The following is a 25,234-nucleotide window of genomic DNA, read 5'->3' as shown; positions in this document are numbered from 1 at the left end:
GATGCCTCTCCACAAAGGTTCGAATCGCGACAAGGAACCGTCCAAAGAGCGGCGCAGGCGCGCCTTGAACCCGTTCTTCGGCGAGGCGGATCCGACGGCCGGGATGACGTCCGCGCCGCCGCGGCACCGGCTGCCCGACGGACCGCTGCCGCCCTCGACCGCATACGGCCTGGTCCATGACGAGCTGATGCTCGACGGAAACTCCCGGCTCAATCTCGCCACCTTCGTCACCACCTGGATGGAGCCCGAGGCCGGGGTGCTGATGGGCGAGTGCCGGGACAAGAACATGATCGACAAGGACGAGTACCCGCGCACCGCCGAGCTGGAACGCCGCTGCGTGGCGATGCTCGCCGACCTGTGGAACGCCCCCGACCCCGCAACGACTGTGGGCTGTTCGACCACCGGCTCCAGCGAGGCCTGCATGCTCGCCGGCCTGGCGCTCAAACGCCGCTGGGCGACCAGGAACGCCGACCGCTACCCGGCGACCGCCAAGCCCAATCTGGTCATGGGCATCAATGTGCAGGTCTGCTGGGAGAAGTTCTGCAATTTCTGGGAGGTCGAGGCCCGGCAGGTCCCGATGGAGGGCGGCCGATTCCATCTCGACCCGCAGGCCGCCGCAGAGCTCTGCGACGAGAACACCATCGGCGTGGTCGGGATCCTCGGCTCCACCTTCGACGGCTCGTACGAGCCCATCGCCGACCTCTGCGCAGCCCTGGACAATCTCCAGGAGCACACCGGCCTCAACATCCCCGTCCATGTCGACGGCGCGTCCGGCGGGATGGTGGCACCGTTCCTGGACGAGGACCTGGTGTGGGACTTCCGGCTCCCCCGGGTGTCGTCCATCAACACCTCCGGGCACAAATACGGACTGGTCTACCCGGGCGTCGGCTGGGTCCTGTGGCGCTCGCCCTCGGATCTCCCCGAGGAGCTCGTCTTCCGGGTCAACTACCTGGGCGGCGACATGCCGACCTTCGCGCTGAACTTCTCCCGCCCCGGTGCGCAGGTGGTGGCGCAGTACTACACCTTCCTGCGGCTGGGCCGCGACGGCTATCGCGCCGTTCAGCAGGCCGCCCGCGACGTGGCGAGCGGGCTCGCCACCCAGATCGAGGAGCTGGGCGACTTCCACCTCCTCACCCGGGGTGATGAGTTGCCCGTCTTCGCCCTGACGACCACCCCCGAAGTGCAGGCGTACGACGTCTTCGACGTGTCGCGGCGGCTGCGTGAGCACGGCTGGCTGGTGCCCGCGTACACCTTCCCCGCCAACCGGCAGGATCTGTCGGTGCTCCGGGTGGTGTGCCGCAATGGCTTCTCCTCGGACCTCGCGGAACTGCTCCTGGAGGACCTGCGTCAGCTGCTGCCCGAACTGCGCGGCCAGCGGCATCCGTTGAGTCATGACAGGGACGTCGCGACGGCCTTCCACCACTGAGCGGATGGCGACGCCTGCGCTCTACCGCCCCGGCCGGGGAGCCGGGGCACCGGTCGCGTACGGGTTCTCCTCACCCTCGGCGAGTACACCGACGAACGGATCACCCTCACCCGCGAAGGTGTACGCACCGCCCTCGATCCGCGCGATCAGCCCCCGCGTCCACGCGGCCCCCGCGTCCGCCGAATGGACCCACATGTTCATGATCTCGCCGATGTGGCCCAGCGACTCGGGCCCCTCCTCCGGCGTGTAGTACTCGGTGACCGAGGCCCGCCAGGCCGCCAGCCCCGCCACCCGCTCCTTCAGCAGCGCGACCGCCTCGGACCTCTCCAGGTCGACGATGAAGCCGATGCCCGCCGACAGCACGTCCATCTTCTGGTCGTACGAGGTCAGCGCCGCGCGCAGCAGCGCAAAGTACTCCTCGGTGCCCCGCCCCGTGATCTCGTACTCGGTGCGGGGCGGCCCCCCTGCGGTACTCGGAGCGATCTCATGGGCGACCAGCAGCCCCTGCTTCGCCATCTGTTTCAGGGCGTGGTAGACCGAGCCCGGCTTGGCGTTGGACCACTCGTGGGCGCCCCAGTACTCCAGGTCGTTGCGGACCTGATAGCCGTGCGCCCGGCCGTGCTGCCGCACGGCGCCGAGGACCAGCAGCCGGATCGCGGACATCCACTCACCCTTCCTATTCAACTTTGACTAGGGTAGTCCGCCTCCTGCGCGATCAGCTCGAACGCGGTACGGCCGTCCAGAGACTCCCGGATGATGTCCGCATGCCCGGCGTGCCGGGCGATCTCCTCGACGAGATGGACCAGCAGCCAGCGCATCGAGCATTTCTCGTCCTTCGGGAACCAGGGCGCCTCGGGCAGCGGGAACGTGTCGTTCATGCTGCCCACCGCGTGGATGAACTCCTCGGTCTCCGCGGCGACCTTCGCCCAGAGCTCCAGCATCTGCGGGACGGTCTCGTCCCCGACGAGCCGGAAGCTGTCCGCCCAGGTCTCCTCGGTGCGGGCCTGCTCGTTGGGACGCTGCTGGGCGAGGCGCAGCCAGTTCAGCTCGGTCTCCGCGACATGCTTGAGCAGCCCGGAAAGAGAGAGCTCGCCGGCGCTCGGCCGGCTCGCCGCCTGCTCCTCGGTCAGCCCGATCAGCGAGCGCCGGATCGCGCCGCGCTGCGCCTCGACGAAGGAGAGGAGCGCCCCGCGCTCGTCTCCGTGGGCCTCTGCGGGAACGTGAGTGACCATGGTGTCCGCCTTTCGGAACCGTTCGGGCTTGCGCCCGGTGTCTTCCTGACACCGACCAAGCTACGGACCCTTGCGGACAGCTTCAGTCCTCAACAGGCGGGCATCAGAGCGAGAATTCGGTCCGGCCGTGCTGGATCGAGATCCACTTCTGGGTGGTGAACGCCTCCACGGTGGCATCGCCGTTCAGCCGCCCCGATCCGGAGAACTTCTCGCCGCCGAAGGCCACCAGCGGGTCGTCCTGGATGGTGGAGTCGTTCACGTGGAACATCCCGGTGACGATGCGCTGCGCGAACCGCACCCCGCGTTCGGCGTCGGCCGTGTGCACGGCGCCGCTCAGCCCGTACGGGGAGTCGTTGGCGATCCGTACGGCGTCCTCCTCGCCGTCGAACGTCATCAGCAGCGCCACCGGGCCGAAGATCTCCTGGGCCAGCAGCGGGGAGTCCTCCGGCAGCCCGGCGAGCACGGTCGGCTCGACGAGATTGCCGCGGGTGCGGCCCCGTACGAGCGCCGTGGCGCCTTCCGCGACCGCCTGGTCGACCAGGGCGGTCAGCGCATCGGCCTGGAAGGTGTTGATGACGGGGCCGATCTGGGTGGCCGGATCCCGCGGGTCGCCGGTCCTGAGTGCGGCCACCTTGGCGGTGAACTTCTCGGTGAACTCCGGCGCGATGGAGCGGTCCACCAGGATGCGGTTGGCGGCCATGCAGACCTGCCCCTGGTAGACGAAGCGGCTGAACACCGCCGCGTCGACCGCGTAGTCGATGTCCGCGTCGTCCAGCACCACCAGAGCGCTGTTGCCGCTGAGTTCGAGGACGGCCCGCTTGAAGAGTCCACCGGCGGTCGCGCCGACATGGCGGCCCACCCGGTCCGAGCCGGCGAAGGAGATCACCTTGGGTACGGGGTGCGCTATGAGCGCGTCGCCGATCTCGGCGATGTCGGTGACCAGGACGTTGAGCAGCCCGGCGGGCAGCCCGGCCTCCTCGAAGATCCTGGCGATCAGTCCGCCGCCGACGACGGGCGCGTTCTGGTTGGGCTTGATGACGACCGCGTTGCCGAGCGCCAGGGCCGGCGCGACCGACTTCATCGTCACCAGGAAGGGGAAGTTGAAAGGGCTGATCACGCCTATGACGCCGACGGGCACCCGGTAGACGCGGTTCTCCTTGCCCTCCACCGGGGACGGCAGGATCCTGCCCTCGGGGCGCAGCGCCTGCTGGATCGCCTCGCGCAGGAAGTCCTTGGCGCAGGCGACCTCGTACTCCGCCTTGGGCCGGGTGCCGCCCAGCTCGTCGGTGATCGCGCCGATGATGTCCTCGGTGAGTTCGTCCGTGATGCGCAGGGCGCGTTCGAGGACGAGGCGGCGATCGTACGGATTGGTGCCGGCCCAGATGCGCTGGGCGCGCTCGGCCGCGCGATATGCCTCGTCGACCTCGTGCGCGGTGGCGACGGTGATCGCCGCGAGCTTTTCGCCATTGTACGGATTGAAATCGATGATGTCCCAGGAGCCGGTACCGGTCCGCCACTCACCGTCGATGTACTGGTTGGCCAGCTCATTGAAGAAGGACATGCGATCCCTTACTGCAGGTGCAGACTCCCGTTGAGACGTCATCGTACTGATGTATCAGGACAGTTGGAGCAGGCCGCGAAGCAGATCGCGGCTCTCCTCGGGGCCCGGACTGTCGTGATGGAGCCGCACCATGGCCTTTTCGTACTGGGCGACTTCCTCGCGCTTGTCCAGATAGAGCGCACTTGTCAGCTGCTCCAAATAGACAATGTCCGACAGATCGGATTCCGGGAAACTCAGCATCGTAAAGGAACCGCTCTCGCCCGCGTGCCCGCCAAAACTGAAGGGCATCACTTGGAGCGTGATGTTCGGCTGCTCCGACATTTCGATCAGATGCCGCAATTGTGCGCGCATCACTTCGCGTTCACCGTAGGGACGGCGCAGCGCCGCCTCGTCCAGTACGGCGTGGAAGCGCGGCGCCCGCTCGGATACCAGCACCTTCTGCCGCTCCAGCCGGAGCGCGACCCTGCGGTCGATCTCGGCGGCGGGGGCGCCGCGCATGCCTCGGGAGACGACGGCGTGGGCGTAGGCCTCGGTCTGCAACAGCCCATGGACGAACTGGACTTCGTAGATCCGGATGAGTGAGGCAGCCCCCTCCAGACCGATGTACGTCTGGAACCAGCCGGGCAGCACGTCTCCGTAACTGTGCCACCAACCCGCCACGTTCGCCTCACGGGCCAGACCGAGCAAGGAGTCGCGCTCCACCTCGTCCGTGACACCGTAGAGCGTGAGCAGGTCCTCGACGTCCCTTGCCTTGAAGCTCACCCGTCCCAACTCCATGCGGCTGATCTTCGACTCGGAAGCCCGGATGGAGTAGCCGGCCGCCTCGCGGGTGATGCCGCGCGAGTCGCGCAGCCGCCTGAGCTGAGACCCCAGCAGGATGCGCCGCACCACGGATCCACTCGACTCGCCTGCCGCCACCGGTCCAACCCTCCCCATCGCTTCCTGGGCATCGGGGCTCCCCCTGAACCCCAAGAGCCGGATTCTGCCATCAAAACGCTTCAGCCCGTACTCATTCGATTACGGAAATGGAAGACTTTCAGAAAGCTGCGGAACTGCCTGCAGGAAGAAATGAGCAAGAACCGGTACGGGATCGGACAGGTCAGGCGCGTGCACGTGCATCTGCCCTTGCATCTGCCCAGCGCATTCGGAACCATGGACCCCGCGCACCTGCGTGCTCGTTCGTGTTGTGCCGCTGTACCACCGCAGTACTGCTACAGCCGCGAATCCCGGGACGGGAGTGCCTCGCATGGGGACGAATGGATCGACGATGCTCGAGCCGTTACGGCAGGGGCTTCCCCCCATCGATCCCTCAGCCGTCTCCGGGTCGGCCACCTGCACTCTTCCGGCCCGCTACGAAGCCGTCGGCGGGGCCAGGCAGTTCACCAGGGCGACGCTGAACCGGTGGGAGCTGAGCGACCGCTTCGACGATGTCGCACTGGTCGTGTCCGAACTCGTGACCAACGCACTGCGGCACGCACTGCCGGCGGACGCCCCGAGGGACCCCCAGGACGCCCCTGTGCGGCTGCACCTCATGCGCTGGACCTCGCGGCTGGTGTGCGCGGTGCGCGACCCCAGCCAGGAGAGCCCGGTCGCGGCCGAGGCGGCCGAGTCGGCGGAATCGGGCCGTGGCTTGTTCCTGGTGGAGTCGTTCAGCGACTCCTGGGGCTGGCACACATCCCCTGTACTGGGTACGGAGAACCTGCCGACGGAGGCGCCGGCTCCACGCGGCAAGGTCGTCTGGGCACTGTTCCGGCTGTCCGACGACGTGTGACACGTACGGGCCTGCGACCTGTACGCATGCACCTCGAGCAGGACCGGCCGCGGGCGCCCACGCGCGACCGTTCACGGGCGCGCGTGTGTCAGCCGCCCGCTATCAGGTGATCGAACTCCCCGTCCTTCACACCGAGCAGCAACGCCTCTATCTCGGCCGGCGTATAGACCAGGGCCGGCCCGTCGGGGTGGCGTGAATTCCGCATCGCCACATCACCGTCGGGCAGTTTGGCGAACTCCACACAAGATCCCTGGGAGTTGCTGTGCCTGCTCTTCTGCCAGACGACTCCGCGAAGCTCTGTGGCCGCCATGCCGTTGTACACGTGGTGCACAGGACGCTCCCCGAGTTGCAAGGTGCAAGTGTCAACTGTCTCGGATCATAGCTCTGTTCATATGCGCATGCATGAGCAGATGCACGTGCACGCGCGGTGGTCCTTTGATTACAGCTTTGCCGTCCCCGTCCGCCCCGCCCCCCAGGAGATAGACGAACGGAGCGTCTATTTGGCTCCCGTTCCCGGGAGTTGCTGCGGTTCCGCCCTGCCGTTCCCCCGTGAGCCGATCCGTGCACCCTGGTAGTTTTGCGCGGTCTTTCGTCGACAAGGGGGAAATTCACGTGCACAAACTCGTACGCACCGGAGCCGTCGTCACAGCGGGTCTGGTCGCCGCTGTCGCACTGACCGGTTGTGGCAGTGACGGCGGGAAGAACGATTCGGGCAAGGGCAGCACCGGCGGACAGGCCTCGGCCACCGGTGGCAGCGGCTCCGGCGGCAGCGACTCCGGGGACAGCGGTTCCGCCGGCGACGCATCGGCACTGGAAGGCACCTGGGCCGGGTTGACCGACGGCAAGGCAGTCGCCCTGTCCGTCGCCTCCGGGAAGGCCGCTCTCGTCGCAGACGCACACGTCTGCTCGGGCGAGGTGAAGGAGATGGGCAAGGTGATGCTGGTGCTGAAGTGCACCGACGGCAACACCGACCGGACCATGGGATCCATCGAGTCCAACGACGGCAAGACGATCACCGTGTCGTGGGACGCCGGCGGGAAGGACACCCTGGCCAAGACCAAGCCGGGTTCGCTGCCGACGGCACTGCCGGGCCTGCCCACTCCCTGAGTGCCCTTCTACGGGACGGCTCGGCCGGATCCTTCCGGGCCGGCCGAGCCGTCGTCCAGGCCCCGCGAGAACTCCTCCAGGGTTTCGAGCAGCAGGTCGCCCCCGCTCCGCACGACCGGGGTGGGCACCTGCCCGTGCGGACGGGTCTCCTCGTCCCACCGCGCGAGCGCCGCACGGACCGCATCCCAGCGCGGTGCGCGCCGCTCCCGCACGTCCTTCGCACCCTTCTCGGTGTCGCGGCGCAGCGCGTCGGCAAGGAACGCGGCGGCGGGTACGGGGGTGGCGCCGACCATCGGAAGGTGGGCCTCCAGCAGCATCGCGGCGCGGCCGAACTGGGCGAGGGCGTGCTGGGCGTCGTCGGCGGCGGTGCGGGAGAGGCCGCGGTTGCGCACCGGTTCGTGCTGGGCGGTCGCCACCGCCTCCTGATAGGCCACGCGGCACTCACGGGTGGCGAGGAGCGCGGCCCGGACGTCGTCCCGGCCCTCTTCCGCCGGGGCGGCGTACTGGTCGACGACGGCGGCGGCGTAGCGCCCGTCCGAGGCCAGCCAGTCGCCGAGCCGGTGGCGGAGCCGTGGCGTCTCCCAGGCCGGATAGACGGCGTACGAGACCATCGCGAGCAGGCCGCCCGCAAGGGTCAGGACGACGCGCTCGAGTACGGTCTGCGACCAGTCACCGCCCGCCATGCCGAGCAGAAAGACGACGTACGCGGAGACGCAGGCCTGGGCGACCGCGTAACCGGTGCGCATCAGCAGGTACATCAGCAGGGCGCACAGCACGGCGAGGACGGCGGAGAGACGCACACCGGGGTGGGCGGCCTGGACGACCGCGGTGGCGAGGGCGACCCCGACGATCGTCCCGCCGAACCGGGCCACGGAACGTGCGTACGTCTGGGAGAACTCGGGACGCATCGCCATGACGGCCGCCATCGGCGCCCAGTAGCCGTGGCCGAACGGCAGCGCGGTGCCGATGAGATAGCCGACGCCGACGACGACGGAGACCCGGAGGGCGTGCCGGAGAATCGGTGAACCGGAGCGCAGCTCGGCCCGCATCGCTCCCACGACGACGGGGACCAGCCGCAGCAGGGTGGGACGGCGACGGTGCGGGGCAAGGGCGTCGGCGGTTTCGGTGGCCTCCGCCTGCTCCTCCTTCGTGCCCTCGCCCTCGGCCGTCTCGATGACGTCGGCGAGCAGCGCGCCGAGGCGGGCTGCGGCCCGGCGGGCGGGGCCGGTCAGGAGCACAGCCGTGTCGGGGGTCTTCAGGGTGGCGACGGCGGGAGGGGCGAGGCGTACCGGGTCACCGTGGCGGATCGCGCGGGCCGCCGCGTCCAGTACGGATCCGGCGGCGGCCAGGAGTTCGCGGACCCTGTCTCGTTCGGGGCCCTCGTCCGGGACACCCATCGCCGGGTCCGCGAGGGAGGCGAGCACCGGCCTGATCCGTTCGGCGACGCCGCGGGAGCCGCGCAGTTCGGCCGGGCGGTGACGGGCCTGGCGCGGGGTGACGGCGGCGGCGCTGCGGGCCGTCATCAGCGGGACCGGATCGAACTCCGCGGCCGGGTCGTGGCGCAGTCTGCGGGCGTAGTCGGCCTCGGCCGCCAGCGCGTCGGCGAGGGCGTCGCGCTGGGCACCCCACCTGCGTACCGGGAAGAGGACGATCAGCGCCGCCTGGACCACCCCGCCGAACGCGATCATCGCGCTGTGCACGGCCGCCTCCGCGACCGAGGTGGGGAGGGTGATCGTGACCAGCATGATCGCGACGTTGGACGACGCGATGATGCCGCCCGTCGGCCCCGCCGCCCAGGCAAGTCCGGCCGCGAAGGTCCAGAGCACCAGCAGGGCCATGAACAGCAGGAGGCGGGGACCGGTGACGTAGCCGAGGAACGTCGATACGGCGAGACTCGCGCCGGAGACCAGGGCGAGAACGGGCCTGGGGCGCCAACTGCGCTGGAACGTGGCGATGGCCGCCTGGAAGGCGCCGAAGGCGGAGCTGGCGGCGACCAGCGGCCCGAACACGGCGAGACCGACCCCGATGACCAGGGCGAGCCCGGCCGCACCACGGATCGCGATGAGCGGTTCGAGGCGCCGCCGCTCGATCTTCAGCCCCGAGCGGGCGGTCTCCTTCAGCGCCCGGAGCCAGCTCATGCCCAGAGCCTAGCCGGAATGACCGCAATTCGGATCTATCTGGTATTCCTACCGATACGGCTGATATCGAACGGTCAGGAGCGGTCGATGCCGGGCCTTCGCTCGCCCATCCGGGCGCGATCGGCGGCGGCCGTGCCGTGCGCCCAGCCCTCGCCGTCCGTCGCTCCGCGCACCCGGGTGCTCGTCGTCCTCGGGAACATCCGGTCCGCGGCATCCGCGACCGCCACGTCCCGCGCCGCCAGGACCGGGAGCAGATCCCCTTCGGCCGCCGCCCCCTCCACCACCGAGGCTGCCGTCACCCGGGCGGTGTCGGCCGCGAGGCGGGCACCCAGCCGCTGGACGTACGCCATCAGGAAGGACTGGCGGAACGTCTTGGTCCGCTTGCGGCCGCCGGCCCGCTGGCCCGCCTCGGCCTTCGTCATCGCCGCCGTGCCCTGGACCAGCAGGGAGGTGTGGAGCAGTTCCACGGCCTCCAGGTCCGGCTCGAAGCCGACGACCGTCGAGAAGCCGAAATCGCTGTTCCACACGGCGCGGCAGCGGTTTGCCGAGGCGACGGCGTCGAGCAGGATCGCCTTTGCCGTCTCGTACGGGGCATCGACCCCGATCCGGCAGGCGCCCGGCGCCTCCTTGCTGTGCGTACGGGCGGCGAGGAGGGCCTCGTCGATGGAGTGCCGGGCCATCAGTTCCTGCGCTTTGGTGGTGAGGGCCTCCGCCTCCTCCGGGAAGCCGGTCGCCTCCGCCTTCGCGAGCAGGGCGCGGATCCGGGTCAGCATGCGTGGTTCGTCGTGCGCGGGCGGCAGGTGCAGCCGGTCACCGGGGGCGCCGGGCGGCGGACTGACCGGCTCGATCGCGGGAAGCCGGAGCAGCAGCCTGTAGAGACCGAGCAGAGCGGAGGCGTACGAGAACCGGTCGGGCCGGTTCCGGGGCGGCGGCGCGGGAAGCTCGGCGAGCTGGGACCGCCAGCGGTACGGCAGCTGCTCGTACCGCCCGGTCTCCGTGGCGATCAGGTCAGCGGCCAGGCCGACCGCGGTCTCGTCGAGTTCGCGGCGGACGATCCGTACGACATCGGCGGGCTGCCAGCCGCGTTCCCAGGCCCGGCGGACGAACTCCTCGCCGCGCCGGAACAGTTCCGCGTCGGCCGAGGGATCGGCGGCGAGGCGGGAAGCGCCGGTGTCGAGCCCGGTGTCGCCGTCCGAGTAGAGGGCTGCCGCGAATGCCTGGTCGATCACCGATTCCATGAGGTCAGGGTAGGCAGGACCGGACGGCGGGGAGGCCTGGCCCTCCCCGGTCGCGACGCCGGCGGCCATGCGCGACATTCATCCACACCCTGTGGATATCCAAACGGGCACCGGCGTCCGGTGCGCCGGCGCGGGCCCGTGCGTGGAACGGCACGACATCCCGACGACCACGGCAACCGGCACGAGCACGACGAGCGCCGTCCCGGCCGGATCGCGATGGCCGCACCTCACCTGCGAACCAGCGCTTCCGGCCCACCGATTCACAGACGGCCGGACACCCCCAGCCCGTCGCGGGGGCCTCGCCTGCCTTCGAGGCACCTTTGAGGCCATGGGGGAGATCGAGGACCGGGGTCCGGGGCGGAGCCCCGGCTTCGGGAAGCGGCGGGATGCCGCGAGTCCCCCGTGGTCCCGCAGCCCGGCCCATCCCCACCCCACCGCCCCGCGCGCAGCGCGCCCGCTGTCAGTCCCACCTGCCAGACTCACCACATGACCGAGCGCTGGGCTCTGACCGCCACAGAGGCCGGCGGAGCCCACCTCGCCCCGCTGGCCCCCATCGGCACGCCCACCGCCCCGGCCCTCACCGAACCCGACCTGGTGGAGGCCGTCCGTTCCCGCCCGCACGTCACGCGCTGGGTGTGGCGGTCGACCGCCGAGATCTACCCACGCCTGCTCGCAGCGGGCGTCCGGGTCAGCCGCTGCTACGACATCGAGGCTGCCGAATCACTCCTCCTCGCCCATGAGGGCCGGCTCGGCGAACCCCGCTCCGCCGCGGCCGCCTACGCCCGCCTCCACAACGCCCCCGTCCCCCCGGACCCCCCGTCCCGCGCCGCGGAGCCCGGCTCGCAGTCCTCCCTCTTCGAGCCGCCGTCCGGCACGGACATCCCGTTCGAGGCGCTCCTCCAGGTGTACGCGGAACAGCTGCGCCGCCACGACGCCACCGCCCACCCCGGCAGAATGCGCCTCCTGACGGCCGCCGAGTCGGCCGGCATGCTGATCGCCGCGGAGATGAACCGGTCGGGCCTGCCCTGGCGGGCCGATGTGCACCGAGACGTCCTGCACGAGCTGCTGGGCGAGCGCTACGCGGGCGGCGGTGAGCCCCGCAGACTGGCCGAGCTCGCGGACGAGGTGTCCGCGGCGTTCGGCCGCCGCGTCCGCCCGGACCTTCCCGCGGACGTGGTGAAGGCATTCGCGCAGGCCGGCATCAAGGTGAAGTCGACCCGCCGCTGGGAGCTGGAGGAGCTGGACCACCCCGCCGTGCAGCCGCTGATCCAGTACAAGAAGCTGTACCGGATCTGGACGGCGCACGGCTGGAGCTGGCTCCAGGACTGGGTGCGCGACGGCCGGTTCCGCCCCGAGTACCAGCCGGGCGGCACGGTCAGCGGCCGCTGGACGACCAACGGCGGCGGGGCGCTGCAGATCCCCAAGGTGATACGGCAGTCGGTTGTCGCCGATGACGGGTGGCGGCTGGTCGTCGCGGACGCCGACCAGATGGAGCCGAGAGTCCTGGCCGCGATCTCCCGCGACGCCGGCCTGATGGAGGTGGCGGGCCACGACGGCGACCTCTACACGGCGCTGTCGGACCGTGCCTTCCAGGGCGACCGCGACCACGCCAAGATCGCCCTGCTGGGAGCGATCTACGGCCAGACATCGGGCGACGGCCTGAAGAACCTGGCAGCGCTGCGACGGCGCTTCCCGCTGGCCGTGGCCTATGTGGACGACGCCGCGAAGGCCGGCGAGGAGGGCCGGCTCGTACGGACATGGCTGGGCAGGACCAGCCCGCCCGCCGCCGGAAGCGGGGACGACGACGAGGCGGGTATCCCGCAGGAGAGCGACGAGCAGTCGTCCGCCGACGGCGATTTCACCCCGGGCTACGCCTCGTCGAACGCCCGCGCGCGCGGCCGCTTCACCCGCAACTTCGTGGTGCAGGGCAGCGCCGCGGACTGGGCGCTGCTGTTCCTCGCCGCACTGCGCCAGTCGCTGACCGCCGCCGGGCTCCGCGCCGAACTGGTCTTCTTCCAGCACGACGAGGTGATGGTGCACTGCCCGCAGGAGGAGGCGGAGGCCGTGGTGGAGGCGATCCGGGCGGCCGGTGAACGAGCCGGACGGGCCGCCTTCGGCGAGACGCCGGTGCGCTTCCCTTTCACGACGGCGATCGTGGAGCGCTACTCCGACGCCAAGTAAGAGGGATCACTGACCGGAACCGGGCCCACCGGGCCGTTCGGCCACCTCGGGCCCCTTCCCCCTCCTGGACTGCATGGGTCGCATGGTTCGCGTCGACTGAGTGGGCTGAACGGTCTCCGCGGGCGGGACCGCACGCCCCATCCCGGCGCTCGGCCCGCCGGTTCCGCCGAATCCCGCCAGTCCGTGCTCGTAATGCACCGCACGCAGATGGTGATGCCGGTGCCGTCCGTTGAGCAGATGGATGACGAACGCGGTCAGCGCGATCATCGCCAGGACGACCACCACGGTGATCAAGGTGTCCATCAGGGACGGCCCCCTTCGCACGCACAGAAGGAAGTCGAGGAACCGACATACGGAGCATTCTCGACATTTACAGGCTACTCCGGCCGCCCCGGCCCCCTCGGGCGGCCCCTACCGCTCCAGCCGCCCTACGGAAGAACGGCCCGGACCACGGGCAGCGGGCAGCGGGCAGCGGGGCGGCGCTCGCGGCAGCCCCTCCGGCAGCGACCGCCCCTGGACCACCCACTGCCGGGCTGCGGGCACGTTCGGGGGCGTCCATCCGGGCTGCGCCCCTGCTGGCGCCGTCAGGAGGCGGAGTCGTACGTCACGACATCGCCCGCGGCGTACGTCGCCCCGGCCGCCCAGGTGCCGCCCGGACAGGTCGGCGGGCCCGCCGGGTCGGCGGGCGGTTCGGTCGGGGTGACGAGGGTGAGCCCGTACGCCTGCAACGCCGGACTGACCGGCTGGAAGCACGTCGCACCACCTGGCTGAAGTTGCCCGACCCCCCGGAGGCGACGCTGTACGCGTCGCCGCTCCGCAGATCCGCGAACGTCCACAGCTCCCCGGCCGACCGACGAAAAGTCACCGCGTCACGCGCCACACCGGCCGCGGCGAGGAACATGTCGGCTGAGGAGGTACGGGCGGCTTCGACGACCACCCGGTTGGTACGCACATCGGCGTATCGGACCCTCAGCCGCCGCTGCGGCCACCGGTGACCGACCGCGCCGCGCACCGCAGGGCGTCCCGGCGCGCAGGCGATCTCCCCGGCCGAGTGCCGCACCAGTAGGTTCCCCCTCATGCGAATAGGACAGCTGCTGGGTACCGGACGATCCGCCGACGTCTACGCGATCGACGACGCATGGGTCCTGCGCCGGTACCGCGACAGCAGCGACGCCACACCGGAACTCGCCGTGCTGTCCTACCTCTCGGCGTGCGGCTACCCGGTCCCCCGCCTCGGCCCGAGCCCGGCCACCGCCACCCCCTCCGACATGGTGCTGCAACGCCTGACCGGCCCCACGATGCTGAAATCGCTGCTCTCCGGCGCTCTCTCGTACGACGAGGGTGCCGCGATACTCGCGAGCCTCCTCACCGATCTGCACACGATCCCGGCCAGGCTCTCCCTGGACCCGGAGGACCGGATCCTCCACCTTGATCTGCACCCGGACAACGTGATGCTGACGGCCGACGGCCCGGTGGTGATCGACTGGCGTACAGCAGCGGAGGGGCCGCCCGCCCTGGACCGCGCCATGTCGTCGCTGATCCTGGCCCAAGTGGCGGTGGACCCCGCATCCCCGGCGGCAACGGGCGCCCGCTCGCTGCTCGCCGCCCTGCTCCCGCGCCTCGACGCCCAGGGCGGCGTCCCCGCCCCTCACCTCGACCGGGCCAGGCACCGCCGGAGCGCGGACTCGAACCTGAGCCCGCGCGAGGTAGCCCTCATCGACGAGGCCGCCGCCCTGATCGGGGAACTCTCCGGATGAGGTCCGGCCCGCAGGCGGATCGGCGACGAGCCACGCCGACGTCGATGTGCCGCACGACTCGCACCGGGCCCCGCGGACCGGGCACGCCGCCTTCCGCTCGTCAGCGGTCAATTCAGTCGCCTGCACGGGACATCACCACTAAGGTCCGCCCCATGATGGCCGCCGACGACGTGTTGTCCGTCCTTGCGGGGCTGCGTGACGCCGGCCTCGACGTCTGGGTCGGCGGCGGCTGGGGCATCGATGCGCTTGTGGGCGTACAGACCCGCCTGCATCGCGATCTGGATCTCATGCACCGGCTCGACCAGGAGCCGCTGGTCGTCGCAGCCCTCGCCGGAGCCGGCTTCGTCGAGACCCTCGACCTGCGTCCGGTGCGATTCGTGGTCACCCATCCGGCCGGCCAGGAAGTGGATCTCCATCCCCTGGTCTTCGCACCGGACGGCTCCGCCGCCCAGGCCTCACCGGACCCCGGGCGGCCGTTCGTCTATCCCGCCCGGTGCTTCGTCACCGGCAGGATCGACGGCACAACGGTTCCCTGCATCTCGGCCGAGCAGCAGGTCTACTTCCATCAAGGCTACGAACCAGCCGATCACGACCGTCACGACATGGCCCGGCTCCGTCAGAAGTTCGGCATCTCCACGCAGTTCTGACCGATGACGTCAGCACGACCCGATCCACCCGATCGAGCCATGAACCGCCGAATCCGCCCCCGGCATCCACCTCGCCGCGTAGCTTCACGGTGGATCACCGACCAGCGTCGGTACACCGCTCCCGCGAACGTGGCCCCGGGGGGCCCGGCCGGCCGTGCACCACCACTCCTCCGCTCCTCACGAAGGCTGATTCAGTGACCACTCTTCCGCCCGTGCTGCGCGACCTGATCGCCACAGGCCCCTTGGGGCACCTCGTCACCGTGAACCAGGACGGCAGTCCCCAGGTGTCCGTCATCTGGATCGGCCTGGACGGAGACGACATCGTCAGCGGTCACATGGACCTCCACCTGAAACTGCGCAATCTCCGGCGGGATCCGCGCTTCGCGCTGTCCTTCGAAGCGCCCCGCACCCCCGGCGTCTTCCTCGCGGAGCATGCCGTCCTGCGCGGTACGGCCGTCGTCGAGGAGGGCGGCGCCCACGCCCTCCTCACCCGTCTGGCTTCCGTCTACGTCGCCCCTGGATTCTCGTTCCCGGCCCCCGCGGACGCCCCCGGCTACCTCGTCCGTTACTCCCCGGACCGCATCTCCGGCGTCGGCCCCTGGGCAACTCCCGGACCGACCACCTGAGCCACCGCCCGCCCGGGCAGCCGGCTCCGCGGCAAAATCAGGCCCAACCGGCGATCGAGGACGGGGGGTCCCGAAATCCCCTCCCGAACCGGGGGCTCCGCCCCACGGACCCCCGATTTCGGGAAGAGGCGGGTAGGGGCACCGCGCCGTAGGCACCCCGGAACCCGGGCCCACTACTTCAGCTTGCGCCACTTCGCGTCCAGCGCGATCGACTTCAGCGCGGCCGGCGCAAGGGCCGGTTCCGCGCGGGTCGACGCGGAGGCCTGGTCCCCGCTGTTGAACGCGGAGATCACCACACGGAACCCGTCGGGGGCCACCGCGTCCGCCGTCCACTGCACCACGCCCGCACCGCCTTTCTCGCCCGCCTGCTTGCTCAGCCCCAGCACGGTGCCGTCGGGGAGCGTCGTGGTGTCTCCCCTGGGCGAGACGTCGGACATGTTCCGCTGGACATTGATCTGGACGAGGCTCCGCCCCCTTCCGTCGTCGACCACGGCGAAGGCGTAACCGTCCTGGCTGCCGCGGTCCAACACCTTGAGGTTCGCGGGCAGCGACAGGAGCAGCGTCTTCTGGACAGACGCGGCGGACGGATCCGCCGTGCCCTTTTCGGGGGTGCCCTCGGAGGCCGGCTTGCCCGCGGGCTCGAGGGCGGCGAGCACCGGCTTCCACTCCTTTGCCGTGACCAGAGCCTTCAACCGGGCCGAGGAGAGCGGCGGTTCGTCACGGCTTATCGGAGCGTCCTTCTCCGCGGCGGCGTTCCACTCGCTGACGTCGACCCGGTAGCCCTGCGGCGTGATCAGCGAGGCGGTCCAGTCCTTGGTCTCGGCCCGGTGGTCGGGGTACTCGTACCCCTTGTAGATCTTCAGCCAGGAGCCGTCGTGCAGCGTCTCGGTCGTGCAGGAGTCCTGCCCGCCCTGCGCCCCGCTCGCGCAGCCCTGGCTCTTCTTGAGCTCCGGCACCATCGAGGGGTCGATCCGGTCCACGACGAGCGAGATCGCTCCCTCGCCCTTGCCGTCGTCGTACACCCCGTAGGCCAGCGGCGGGATGTGCCCGCCCGTGCCGCGCCCCTCCGTCCTGGTGAGCTTCCCGCCCGGGAGGAGGGACTTGAGGATGGTGACCATCTGGTCGGCGGTAAACTCCCCGTCCTGGTCCTTCCCCGCGAGCGGCGTCGGCTTGGCCGGTGCCGCCACCGAGGCCTCCTGCGCGCCGCCCCCGCCGAGCAGCCCGTCCGCGTACGCCCCGCCCAACCCCACCAGCGCAAGCGCCACCACGCTGCCGGTGACCGCTGCCGTGCGCCGGCGACGGACCGTGCGGCGGCCGCGGCGCAGACCGCCCGCGATCAGGGCGGGGCGGTCGTCGAGGTGGAAGCTGTCGCCGGTGCGACGCAGCGAATCGCCCAGCTGGTCCTCAAATGGCATGGCAAACCTACCCGTTCGCGTCGATACGAAATGAAAGCGTCCTGGAGCGTTCTAGAGAGAGGCGAACTCGGCGAGACTTCCGCCCAGTTGCTCGCGCAGCTTCGCCAGCGCCCGTACCGCCCTGGTCCGTACGGCGGCCGAGCTGACGTTCAGCACGTCGGCGGTCTCCCCGATGGAGCGGTCCTCCCAGTACCGCAGCACGACGACCGCCCGGTCCTTCGGCGCGAGGCGCGCCAGCGCGTCGAGCAGCGCCACCCGCAGCGCCGGGTCGTCTCCGGCCGCCGCCCCCTCGGGCACCACCCCGACCGGGCGTTCCGTGGCCGAGCGGCGCCGCCGGTGGGCGAGGAAGGTCCGTACGAGAACGGTCTGGGCGTAGCCCGCAGGATTGTCGATCCGCGTGATCCGGCCCCAGAGCGTGTACATCCGGCCCAGCGTCTCCTGCACGAGGTCCTCGGCGAGGTGGGTGTCGCCGCACGTGAGCAGGCAGGCGGAGCGGTAGAGATGGCCGGCCCGCTCAGCCGCGAACTCACGGAAGTCCTCCGAACGGGACTGTCGCCTCATGCGCTTCCTGCCCTCCCCCTGTGCAGCCTTACACCTGTCTGATGCGGCAGCCAGGGCGGAATGTTTCACACACCCCCAAAAAAAAGTCCTTGACCATATACGCACCCAGCTCTCCCGCTTGCTCGCGCAGAGGCCGAAACACCTCCAGGACCGGGCGCGGCCCGCATCCGGCGGGAGGAGCACAGGGGTGAGGCATACCAAGGCAGTTGGGTCGCCACAACGGCCCTCGCCGTCATGGTCGCCGCCCACGGCCCACGCGCAGGCACAGTCGCAAGCCCAGGCACAGAGCGCCGCCACCACGGCCAGGAGATACCCGCCGGCCTGACCGCCGGCCGCACCGTCATCTGGTCACCGGCGGCAAACGGACACTCCATCCCCCGTCCCTCAAGACCGACCTGAAACCGTCACTGCTCGACACGAGCCGGCCCCGGCCATCGAGGCGATGCTCGGGGCAGGCAGATCACCGACCGCAGTCGTCCCCCTCGCCGGAGCGGTACCCAACGTCGGCCCCACCTCCTGGCGGGTGGCCGAAACCGCCACCGGCCGGATGAGCAGCTACCGGGAGTACGGAATGGACGACGGCAATCTCCCGGGCGCGGCACTGGCGACCGTCGGGGCGTGCGCATGGGTCACCCACCTGGCCCGAGGCCCGGCCGTCGGCGGAGCCTCGCTGTCGAGCAGACATCCGCCGCCGGACGGGTCGATCACGGTTGTGCCGGGCGGGAGACGACGTCCTGCCCTCGCCGGAAACCGCTCCGGAGCCTGTGTCCGAGACCACAACCGAGACCACCGGCCGCCGCACTGCCCGCGCCGCATCCGCCAAAAGCAAAAGCCCCAGGTCACGGCGAGTGAGTCCTGAGGCTTCTACAGAGCCGCCTTCGGGATTCGAACCCGAGACCTACGCATTACGAGTGCGTTGCTCTGGCCAACTGAGCTAAGGCGGCGCGCCCTGTCGCACCATGGTGCGATCAGCGGCGTCGCCAAGTCTACACAGTTTCCGGGTGTGCTCCGTACCGCCCTCACCCGGAGCCGTATCCGCAGGTCAGAGGGGAGGGCGGCGGATCAGGGGGTCACGAGCACCTGGTGCCGTCGGCGGGCGGGGTTCCGTCCAGGAGGTACGTGTTGATCGCCGTGTCGATGCAGTGGCTGCCGCGGCCGTACGCCGTGTGACCGTCGCCGTCGTACGTGAGGAGCCTGCCCGAGGAGAGCTGGCCGGCCAGGGACCGGGCCCACTTGTACGGGGTGGCCGGGTCGCGGGTGGTGCCGACCACGACGATCGGGGGCGCGCCCTTCGCGTGGATCTGGTGCGGGGTACCGGTGGGGCCGACGGGCCAGTGGCCGCAGTTCAGGGCGGCCCAGGCGAAGGCCTTGCCGAAGACCGGGGAGGCCTTCTCGAAGCTGGGAAGGGCCTGGTCGACGGCGCTCGGGGCGGCGAAGGCCGGAGGCGCGTCCAGACAGTTCACAGCGGCGTTCGCGAACATCAGGTTCGCGTACGAGCCGTTCGGCTCACGCTCGTAGTAGCTGTCGGAGAGGGCAAGCAGACCGGAACCGTCGCCCGCCTGCGCCCCGGTCAGTGCCTCGCGAAGCTGGGGCCAGCTCGATTCGTCGTACATGGCGGCGATGACGCCGGTGGTGGCCAGGGACTCGCCGAGCCGCCGGCTCGCACCGGTGGAGACGGGCTTGGCGTCGAGGTCGGCGAAGAGCCGCTTGAGGCGGGTCGCCGCGTCGGCGGTGGACGTGGTGCCGAGGGGACAGTCCGCCTTCTTCACACAGTCCGCGGCGAAGGACTGGAACGCGGTCTCGAACCCCTCGGTCTGCTCACGGTTCATGTCGATCGACGTGAGCGACGGGTCCATCGCGCCGTCGAGGACGAGGCGGCCGGTCCGGTCGGGGAAGAGTTCGGCGTACGTGGCACCGAGGTAGGTGCCGTACGACGCGCCGAAGTACGTCAGCTTCTCGTCGCCGAGCAGGGCTCGCAGGACATCCATGTCGCGGGCCGCCTCGACGGTGGAGACGTGCGGAAGGATCTTGGCGGAGTGCTGCTCGCAGCCGCTCGCGAACTTCGCGAAGGAACCGCTCAGCTTTGTGACCTCGGCGTTGTCGTCGGGGGTCTGGTCCACCTGGGTGTACGCGTCCATCTGCGGACCGGTGAGACATGTGACGGGTTCGCTGCGGGCGACGCCACGCGGGTCGACGGCAACCATGTCGTAGCGGGCGCGGACCTGCGCGGGGTACCCGATGCCGGCGTAGCCCTGGAGGTAGCCGATGGCCGAGCCGCCGGGGCCGCCCGGGTTCACCAGGAGGGAGCCGATCCGCTTCCCCGGACCGGTGGCCTTCTTGCGGGAGACGGCCAGCTTGATGTCACCGCCGTCCGGCTTCGCGTAGTCGAGCGGCGCCTTCATCGTGGCGCACTGGAATCCGGAGACGCCGCAGTCCCGCCAGTTCAGGTGCTGTGCGTAGTACGGCTTGAGCGCTGCAGGTACGGCGCGCATGGAACCCGACGTGCTCGTCGTCGAACTGCCGCTGCTGCAGCCGGAGATGAGAAGGCCGGCAGTGCCGAGCGTGGTGGCAAAGGTGCGGAGCAGGCGCCTGGTGTCCATCCTCGGAGCGTAGCCGCAAGGGGGTGATTCACCCGATTCATTACCCCATCGGGTGAAGCGGCGTCGTGGCACGCGGGAGCCCCTGTCCCCGCAGGTCCGCCCTTGTCGCGAGGCAGGGTCAGCCTGCGCGTAGTGCCATCGTCATGGCCTCCACCGCGAGCAGCGGCGCCACATTGCGGTCCAGCGCCCGGCGGCAGGCGATCACCGCCTCTATCCGGCGCAGGGTGCGCTCGGGTGTCGAGGATCCGGCGATCCGGTCGAGCGCGTCCCGTACATCGACATTGGCGAGCGCGATCTGCGAGCCCAGCTGGAGCGCCAGCACGTCGCGGTAGAAGCCGGTCAGATCGGTGAGTGCCAGATCCAGGCTGTCGCGCTGGGTGCGGGTCTTGCGGCGCTTCTGCTTGTCCTCCAGCTCCTTCATCACCCCCGCCGTGCCCCGTGGCATCCGGCCTCCGGCGACCGCGCCGAGGGCGGCCTTCATGTCCTCCGTCTCCTTGACGTCGACCTCTTCGGAGACCTGCTTCGCATCCTCGGTGGCGGTGTCGATGAGCTCCTGGGCCGCCTTCAGACAGCCGCCGACGTCCTCGACCCTGAGCGGGAGCTTGAGGACGGCCGCGCGGCGCGCGCGGGCCTTCTCGTCGGTGGCGAGCCGGCGGGCCCGGCCGATGTGCCCCTGCGTGGCGCGCGCGGCGGACGCGGCCCGCTCCGGGTCGATGCCGTCGCGCCGGATCAGCACGTCGGCGACGGCGTCGACCGGCGGGGTGCGCAGCGTGAGGTGACGGCAGCGGGACCGGATCGTGGGCAGCACGTCCTCGAGGGACGGGGCGCAGAGCAGCCACACCGTACGGGGTGCGGGCTCCTCGACCGCCTTCAGGAGCACATTCCCCGCGCCTTCGGTGAGCCGGTCGGCGTCCTCCAGGATGATCACCTGCCAGCGGCCCACGGCCGGGGAGAGCTGGGCGCGGCGGACCAGCTCACGGGTCTCCTTCACACCGATGGAGAGCAGGTCCGTGCGGACCACCTCGACATCGGCATGCGTACCCACGAGGCTCGTGTGACAGCCGTCGCAGAATCCGCAGCCCGGCGCGCCGCCCAGGGCGCGGTCCGGGCTGGTGCACTGGAGGGCGGCGGCGAAGGCCCGGGCGGCGGTGGACCGCCCGGAACCCGGCGGTCCGGTGAACAGCCAGGCGTGGGTCATCTTCGACCCGGGCGGCACCTGCTCCCCGCCGGAGACTGCGGTGACCAGCGCATCGGCGTCCCGGGCGGCGGCGCCGAGCTGCTCCTGCACTCGGTCCTGGCCGACCAGGTCGTCCCATACGGTCATGGGTCACTGCCCTTCCGGTGGTCGTGTACGTCCGGCTTCCCATTGTGGCGGAAGGGTCTGACAATCCCGGCGATCCGGTCCGTCCCCGGACCTCCGGTCACCGCGCGGCAGGCTCCCTGCCACGGGCCGACGGGGCCCCCGCACGCCGGCTTCGAGGCCGACGGTCGGCGGCCCCCCGGACATCTGCCGGGAGCCCGTCGGCCGACCCCGGTCAGCGGCGCGGGCGGCGGCCGCGTCCGGAAGTGCCGGGGTCCTCGTCGTCGCTGTCGCGGTCACCGAGCAGCTCGTCCGCCAGCGTCGGCAGATCGTCCAGCGGAGTCTCCTCGGCCCAGTCCGGACGAGGGCGCCGGCCACGTGGCCGGCGTTCCTCGGCAGCCGGCGGCGCGGCGTGCGGATCGTGGAACTGGGGCAGCTCCCGGGTGCGCTCGTTCTCGCTCTCCGGTGCCGCGTCGCCCGGGTGCTCGTCGCGGAAGATGCCGCGCGGAACCCGGTCCGCCGGGTGCTCGTCGCGTACCGCCGGGAGAACCGTCGTCTCGTCCGCGGCACCCGCGGCGTCGCGCGCCGAAGGACGCTCGGACCGGTCGCCGTGCTCGGACCGGCCGGAGCGCTCGGAGATCTTCGGAAGCATCGCCGTCTCGGCCTCGGGCGACGGCGGGGCGACGGGCGACGGCACCGGCTGGGTGATCTCGTTCGGGCCGACCATCGGCGTCGGCACCGTCAGCTCGTTGTCCGGAACGGACGCCGACCCCGCACGCGCAGCCTCTGCATGCGACGCGGACTGCACACGCGCAGCCTCCGCGGCCGCAGCCGCCTCGGCCTCCGCCTGCCGCCGGGCCGCTTCGGCCCGCAGCAGCGACTCCTCGGCCTTGCGCTGCTTCTCCAGGCGCCGCGCCTCGGCCTCCTTGCGGAGCCTGGCCTCCTCCTCGGCCTGCCTGCGCAGCCGCGCCTGCTCGACCTCGCGCGCCTGCTCCTCGGCCTCGCGCCTGACCCGCTCCTCCTCGGCGACCCTGCGGGCCTCCTCGGCGCGCTGCCGCGCCTCTTCCGCCTGCCGTTCGGCCTCGCGCTGCCGCGCCTCCTCCAGCTCGCGGCGCTGACGCTCCTCCTCCTCGGCGCGGAGCTTGGCGAGCTGTTCCTGGCGCTCGCGCTCCAGCCGGTCCTCCTCCGCCTTGCGGGCCGCCTCTTCCTCGGCCTTGCGCCGGGCCTCCTCCTCGGCCGCCTTCCGGGCCTCCTCCTGGGCCTTGAGCTCGGCCTCGGAGAGCGGCAGGAGCTGGTCGAGCCGGTGGCGTACGACGGTGGTGATCGATTCCGGTTCCTGGCCGGCGTCCACCACCAGGTAGCGGGTCGGGTCGGCGGCGGCCAGCGTCAGGAAGCCGCTCCGTACCCGGGCGTGGAACTCGGGCGGCTCGGACTCCAGCCGGTCGGGCGCCTCGGTGAACCGTTCCCGCGCGGTCTCCGGAGCGACATCGAGCAGCACCGTCAGATGCGGCACGAGGCCGCTCGTCGCCCACCGCGAGATCCGGGCGATCTCGGTCGGCGACAGGTCACGGCCGGCGCCCTGGTAGGCGACGGACGAGTCGATGTAACGGTCGGAGATGACGATCGCGCCCCGCTCGAGCGCCGGACGGACCACCGAGTCGACGTGCTCGGCACGGTCGGCGGCGTACAGCAGGGCCTCGGCCCGGTTCGACAGACCGGCCGACGACACGTCGAGCAGGATCGACCGCAGCCGCTTGCCGACCGGTGTCGCGCCCGGCTCACGGGTGACGACGACCTCGTGGCCCTTGGCGCGGATCCACTCGGCGAGCGCCTCCACCTGGGTGGACTTGCCGGCCCCGTCGCCGCCCTCCAGAGCGAGGAAGAAGCCGGTCGCCGCGGGTGCGACGGCCGGTTCGCCGCCCCGCAGGGCCTCGCGCAGATCGCGGCGCAGCGGCACTCCGGACCGGTCGTCCGTCCTGGCGAGGACGATCGCCGCGACCGGCAGCAGCAGGGCGCCGATGAGCATCAGGGCGAAGGCGGCGCCGCCGTGCGCGAAGACGAAGTCGTCGGCGGTCAGCCGGTGCCTGCCGATGGCGGCGGCCAGCAGCGGGCCTCCGACCGCGCCGAGCGCGATCAGGACCCGGACGACGGCCTGGAGGTGCTCGGTGGTCCTGGCCCGGCGGGGCTCCTCGGTCTCCTGGTCGACCAGCGTGTGTCCGGTGCGGGCGGCCACACCTGCCGCGTAACCGGCGAGGACCGCGATGAACACCACGGTCGCGGTGTCCGGCACCAGGCCCATCGCGAGGAGCGCGACCCCGGTGACGGCGGTGGCGAGGGCGAGCAGCCGCCGGCGCGACAGCGCGGGCAGCACCTTCTCCGCGGTGCGGATGCCGACCCCCGTGGCTCCGGTCAGGGCGAGGATCAGCAGGGCGAAGGTGACGGGGCCGCCGCCGAGGTCGGCCGCGTGCAGCACGGCCACGGCGGCCGCGGCCGCGATCGCCCCGGCGACCGCGGCGCACGTGGCGACGGTGATCGCGACGGCGCCGGTGCGGCCCCGGTCCGGGACACCGGCCGTGGACGGCCGGCGCAGGCCCTCCAGGGGCGAGCGGGGGCGGGGCGTCGGCGAGCCGGGCAGTTCGAGGAAGTACAGGGTGGAGATCGAGGCCGAGAACAGTCCGGCCGCGACGTACGAGCCGAGGGCCGCCTGGTGGAGGGAGAACCACTCCAGCCCCGAGCCCAGGAGATTGCCGACGAGCGTGGCGATCAGCAGGACGGTCGCGGCGGCGGGGACGGCGGCGAAGTCCGTACGGAGAGAGAGCCGCCGCAGTGCGTCGAGGTGGTCCGGCAGGGGGCGCACGGCGGCGCCCTCGGCAGGCGGGGCGGGCAGCAGCGCGGGCGCGGCGCCCTCCTTGGCGATGGTCCACAGCCGTTCGCCGGCGCCGGTGACGAAGACCGTGACGAGGATCATCATGAGCGCCTTGTCGGGCATCCAGTCGATCCACAGCGGTGCGACGACGAGCAGTGCGAGCCGCAGCCCGTCCGCCCCGATCATCAGCCATCGCCGGTCCAGCGGTCCGCCGGGCGCGGTGAGCGTCGTCAAAGGCCCCAGGAGTACGGCTCCGAAGAGGAGCGTGGCAAGGATTCGGGCGCCGAAGACGGCGGCGACGGCAAAGGCCGCCCCGCGGTATCCGGATCCGAATGAGCCCTCCAGGACCGCCGCTTGCAGCGACAGCAGCACCAGCACGAGAAGGGCGAGTGCATCGCCGATACCGCCGACGAGCTGGGCGCTCCACAACCGCTTCAGCGGGGGAACACGCAACAAGGCTCGTACGGCGCGCTCGCGTGAGTCTGCGGCAAGTGTGTCGGAGGTGGGGCTCACGACCGTTGGCTGCTCGGCTCGCGTCATCCGCCCAGCCTATCCGGAGCGGCGCGGTCACCGGTGGCCCCGTCCGAACAAACGGGCGCCGGGAGCGGGGCGGGGCGCCCGCGGCCGCCTGTTTCCCCGCCCGTCCCTTGCCCCCCTGCACCCGGTGTGCGGCCCGCCGGGTGGCGGGGCTCCGCCCCCGGCTCCCCGCTCCTCGAACGCCCGAGGGGATGACGATGCCGCGCAACCGCATTGACGCACGAAGGGCCCGGCACCTGGACAGGTGCCGGGCCCGAGCGCTTGCGCGTGC

At 71.2% G+C, this 25,234-nt stretch carries 21 protein-coding genes, 1 tRNA gene and 1 pseudogene; 7 read left to right on the top strand and 16 right to left on the bottom strand.

Going from position 1 to position 25,234, the window contains the following annotated elements:
- The first annotated feature begins 1 nt into the window (after position 1).
- Positions 2 to 1,426: a glutamate decarboxylase gene (locus OG878_RS22245; protein WP_328888404.1), complete on the top strand. Its 1,425-nt coding sequence runs from the start codon at positions 2 to 4 to the stop codon at positions 1,424 to 1,426.
- A gap of 21 nt (positions 1,427 to 1,447) precedes the next feature.
- Here the strand turns inward: OG878_RS22245 and OG878_RS22240 are convergent, their stop codons facing one another.
- The 4 genes from OG878_RS22240 to OG878_RS22225 form a co-directional block, all read right to left on the bottom strand.
- The gene (locus tag OG878_RS22240) at positions 1,448 to 2,089 is read right to left on the bottom strand and encodes a PadR family transcriptional regulator (RefSeq protein WP_328888403.1); all 642 of its coding nucleotides are present in this window, start codon (positions 2,087 to 2,089) and stop codon (positions 1,448 to 1,450) included.
- 17 nt (positions 2,090 to 2,106) lie between these two features.
- Complete coding sequence (locus tag OG878_RS22235) at positions 2,107 to 2,658, bottom strand: DinB family protein (RefSeq protein ID WP_328888402.1); 552 nt, start codon at positions 2,656 to 2,658, stop codon at positions 2,107 to 2,109.
- A 103-nt stretch (positions 2,659 to 2,761) separates the two neighbouring features.
- Entirely contained in the window at positions 2,762 to 4,219 is a 1,458-nt protein-coding gene (locus tag OG878_RS22230; RefSeq protein ID WP_328888401.1) for an aldehyde dehydrogenase family protein, read from the bottom strand.
- A 54-nt stretch (positions 4,220 to 4,273) separates the two neighbouring features.
- Entirely contained in the window at positions 4,274 to 5,155 is an 882-nt protein-coding gene (locus tag OG878_RS22225; protein ID WP_277326860.1) for a helix-turn-helix domain-containing protein, read from the bottom strand.
- A 331-nt stretch (positions 5,156 to 5,486) separates the two neighbouring features.
- Here OG878_RS22225 and OG878_RS22220 point away from each other — a divergent pair, with 331 nt between their 5' ends.
- A complete protein-coding gene (locus OG878_RS22220; RefSeq protein WP_328888400.1) occupies positions 5,487 to 5,990 on the top strand; it encodes an ATP-binding protein in 504 nt (167 codons plus the stop codon).
- Positions 5,991 to 6,078: 88 nt separating this feature from the next.
- Here OG878_RS22220 and OG878_RS22215 read toward each other — a convergent pair whose 3' ends face one another.
- The gene (locus OG878_RS22215) at positions 6,079 to 6,321 is read right to left on the bottom strand and encodes a DUF397 domain-containing protein (protein WP_037690973.1); all 243 of its coding nucleotides are present in this window, start codon (positions 6,319 to 6,321) and stop codon (positions 6,079 to 6,081) included.
- A gap of 281 nt (positions 6,322 to 6,602) precedes the next feature.
- Here OG878_RS22215 and OG878_RS22210 point away from each other — a divergent pair, with 281 nt between their 5' ends.
- On the top strand, positions 6,603 to 7,097 hold the full coding sequence (locus OG878_RS22210) for a hypothetical protein (protein WP_328888399.1): 495 nt from the start codon (positions 6,603 to 6,605) through the stop codon (positions 7,095 to 7,097).
- 8 nt (positions 7,098 to 7,105) lie between these two features.
- Here OG878_RS22210 and OG878_RS22205 read toward each other — a convergent pair whose 3' ends face one another.
- The gene (locus tag OG878_RS22205) at positions 7,106 to 9,235 is read right to left on the bottom strand and encodes an FUSC family protein (RefSeq protein WP_328888398.1); all 2,130 of its coding nucleotides are present in this window, start codon (positions 9,233 to 9,235) and stop codon (positions 7,106 to 7,108) included.
- Positions 9,236 to 9,309: 74 nt separating this feature from the next.
- Entirely contained in the window at positions 9,310 to 10,473 is a 1,164-nt protein-coding gene (locus tag OG878_RS22200) for a DUF2786 domain-containing protein (protein ID WP_328888397.1), read from the bottom strand.
- Positions 10,474 to 10,959: 486 nt separating this feature from the next.
- Between OG878_RS22200 and OG878_RS22195 the strand changes: the two genes are divergently transcribed.
- Positions 10,960 to 12,654 carry a bifunctional 3'-5' exonuclease/DNA polymerase gene (locus OG878_RS22195; protein WP_328888396.1) on the top strand — a complete coding sequence of 565 codons (1,695 nt, stop codon included), beginning with the start codon at positions 10,960 to 10,962 and terminating at the stop codon, positions 12,652 to 12,654.
- A gap of 6 nt (positions 12,655 to 12,660) precedes the next feature.
- Here OG878_RS22195 and OG878_RS22190 read toward each other — a convergent pair whose 3' ends face one another.
- The 3 genes and pseudogenes from OG878_RS22190 to OG878_RS22180 form a co-directional block, all read right to left on the bottom strand.
- Entirely contained in the window at positions 12,661 to 12,957 is a 297-nt protein-coding gene (locus OG878_RS22190; protein WP_328888395.1) for a hypothetical protein, read from the bottom strand.
- Between the two features lie 281 nt (positions 12,958 to 13,238).
- Positions 13,239 to 13,382: a hypothetical protein gene (locus OG878_RS42325; protein WP_443049294.1), complete on the bottom strand. Its 144-nt coding sequence runs from the start codon at positions 13,380 to 13,382 to the stop codon at positions 13,239 to 13,241.
- 191 nt (positions 13,383 to 13,573) lie between these two features.
- A pseudogene (locus OG878_RS22180) lies at positions 13,574 to 13,732 on the bottom strand (hypothetical protein); the annotation flags it as partial.
- Between OG878_RS22180 and OG878_RS22175 the strand changes: the two are divergent.
- The 3 genes from OG878_RS22175 to OG878_RS22165 all read left to right on the top strand — a co-directional run bounded on the left by OG878_RS22175 (position 13,731) and on the right by OG878_RS22165 (position 15,684).
- Positions 13,731 to 14,411: a phosphotransferase gene (locus OG878_RS22175; protein WP_328888394.1), complete on the top strand. Its 681-nt coding sequence runs from the start codon at positions 13,731 to 13,733 to the stop codon at positions 14,409 to 14,411. The pseudogene OG878_RS22180 and the gene OG878_RS22175 sit on opposite strands and share 2 nt — an antisense overlap.
- Before the next feature lie 152 nt (positions 14,412 to 14,563).
- Positions 14,564 to 15,058, top strand: coding sequence for a nucleotidyltransferase domain-containing protein (locus tag OG878_RS22170; RefSeq protein WP_328888393.1), 495 nt, complete (start codon positions 14,564 to 14,566; stop codon positions 15,056 to 15,058).
- A 194-nt stretch (positions 15,059 to 15,252) separates the two neighbouring features.
- On the top strand, positions 15,253 to 15,684 hold the full coding sequence (locus OG878_RS22165; RefSeq protein WP_328888392.1) for a PPOX class F420-dependent oxidoreductase: 432 nt from the start codon (positions 15,253 to 15,255) through the stop codon (positions 15,682 to 15,684).
- Positions 15,685 to 15,857: 173 nt separating this feature from the next.
- On the opposite strand, the gene OG878_RS22160 is transcribed toward OG878_RS22165, so the two are convergent.
- The 6 genes from OG878_RS22160 to tmk all read right to left on the bottom strand — a co-directional run bounded on the left by OG878_RS22160 (position 15,858) and on the right by tmk (position 24,966).
- Complete coding sequence (locus OG878_RS22160; RefSeq protein WP_328888391.1) at positions 15,858 to 17,099, bottom strand: hypothetical protein; 1,242 nt, start codon at positions 17,097 to 17,099, stop codon at positions 15,858 to 15,860.
- A 51-nt stretch (positions 17,100 to 17,150) separates the two neighbouring features.
- Positions 17,151 to 17,660, bottom strand: a complete 510-nt coding sequence (locus OG878_RS22155; protein WP_328888390.1) for a SigE family RNA polymerase sigma factor — start codon at positions 17,658 to 17,660, stop codon at positions 17,151 to 17,153.
- Positions 17,661 to 18,530: 870 nt separating this feature from the next.
- Positions 18,531 to 18,604 (bottom strand) — tRNA-Thr (locus OG878_RS22150).
- A gap of 126 nt (positions 18,605 to 18,730) precedes the next feature.
- Positions 18,731 to 20,260, bottom strand: coding sequence for an alpha/beta hydrolase (locus tag OG878_RS22145; RefSeq protein ID WP_328888389.1), 1,530 nt, complete (start codon positions 20,258 to 20,260; stop codon positions 18,731 to 18,733).
- Positions 20,261 to 20,378: 118 nt separating this feature from the next.
- Entirely contained in the window at positions 20,379 to 21,584 is a 1,206-nt protein-coding gene (locus tag OG878_RS22140) for a DNA polymerase III subunit delta' (RefSeq protein WP_328888388.1), read from the bottom strand.
- 211 nt (positions 21,585 to 21,795) lie between these two features.
- Positions 21,796 to 24,966: a dTMP kinase gene (tmk, locus tag OG878_RS22135; RefSeq protein WP_328888387.1), complete on the bottom strand. Its 3,171-nt coding sequence runs from the start codon at positions 24,964 to 24,966 to the stop codon at positions 21,796 to 21,798.
- Positions 24,967 to 25,234: the final 268 nt, after the last annotated feature.

Origin of the sequence: Streptomyces sp. NBC_00316, from assembly GCF_036158715.1 — a bacterium.
Lineage (GTDB): Bacteria > Actinomycetota > Actinomycetes > Streptomycetales > Streptomycetaceae > Streptomyces.
This window is presented reverse-complemented; position numbering and strand designations above follow the sequence as displayed.

Bases quoted from the DNA above. Each gene is read 5' to 3' on its own strand.
- OG878_RS22240 (WP_328888403.1), bottom strand. From the start codon at position 2,089: ATGTCCGCGATCCGGCTGCTGGTCCTCGGCGCCGTGCGGCAGCACGGC.
- OG878_RS22170 (WP_328888393.1), top strand. From the start codon at position 14,564: ATGATGGCCGCCGACGACGTGTTGTCCGTCCTTGCGGGGCTGCGTGAC.
- OG878_RS22160 (WP_328888391.1), bottom strand. From the start codon at position 17,099: ATGCCATTTGAGGACCAGCTGGGCGATTCGCTGCGTCGCACCGGCGAC.
- OG878_RS22230 (WP_328888401.1), bottom strand. From the start codon at position 4,219: ATGTCCTTCTTCAATGAGCTGGCCAACCAGTACATCGACGGTGAGTGG.
- OG878_RS22220 (WP_328888400.1), top strand. From the start codon at position 5,487: ATGCTCGAGCCGTTACGGCAGGGGCTTCCCCCCATCGATCCCTCAGCC.
- OG878_RS22190 (WP_328888395.1), bottom strand. From the start codon at position 12,957: ATGGACACCTTGATCACCGTGGTGGTCGTCCTGGCGATGATCGCGCTG.
- OG878_RS22245 (WP_328888404.1), top strand. From the start codon at position 2: ATGCCTCTCCACAAAGGTTCGAATCGCGACAAGGAACCGTCCAAAGAG.
- OG878_RS22205 (WP_328888398.1), bottom strand. From the start codon at position 9,235: ATGAGCTGGCTCCGGGCGCTGAAGGAGACCGCCCGCTCGGGGCTGAAG.
- OG878_RS22195 (WP_328888396.1), top strand. From the start codon at position 10,960: ATGACCGAGCGCTGGGCTCTGACCGCCACAGAGGCCGGCGGAGCCCAC.
- OG878_RS22145 (WP_328888389.1), bottom strand. From the start codon at position 20,260: ATGGACACCAGGCGCCTGCTCCGCACCTTTGCCACCACGCTCGGCACT.
- OG878_RS22200 (WP_328888397.1), bottom strand. From the start codon at position 10,473: ATGGAATCGGTGATCGACCAGGCATTCGCGGCAGCCCTCTACTCGGAC.
- OG878_RS22225 (WP_277326860.1), bottom strand. From the start codon at position 5,155: ATGGGGAGGGTTGGACCGGTGGCGGCAGGCGAGTCGAGTGGATCCGTG.
- tmk (WP_328888387.1), bottom strand. From the start codon at position 24,966: ATGACGCGAGCCGAGCAGCCAACGGTCGTGAGCCCCACCTCCGACACA.
- OG878_RS22235 (WP_328888402.1), bottom strand. From the start codon at position 2,658: ATGGTCACTCACGTTCCCGCAGAGGCCCACGGAGACGAGCGCGGGGCG.
- OG878_RS22175 (WP_328888394.1), top strand. From the start codon at position 13,731: ATGCGAATAGGACAGCTGCTGGGTACCGGACGATCCGCCGACGTCTAC.
- OG878_RS22140 (WP_328888388.1), bottom strand. From the start codon at position 21,584: ATGACCGTATGGGACGACCTGGTCGGCCAGGACCGAGTGCAGGAGCAG.
- OG878_RS22155 (WP_328888390.1), bottom strand. From the start codon at position 17,660: ATGAGGCGACAGTCCCGTTCGGAGGACTTCCGTGAGTTCGCGGCTGAG.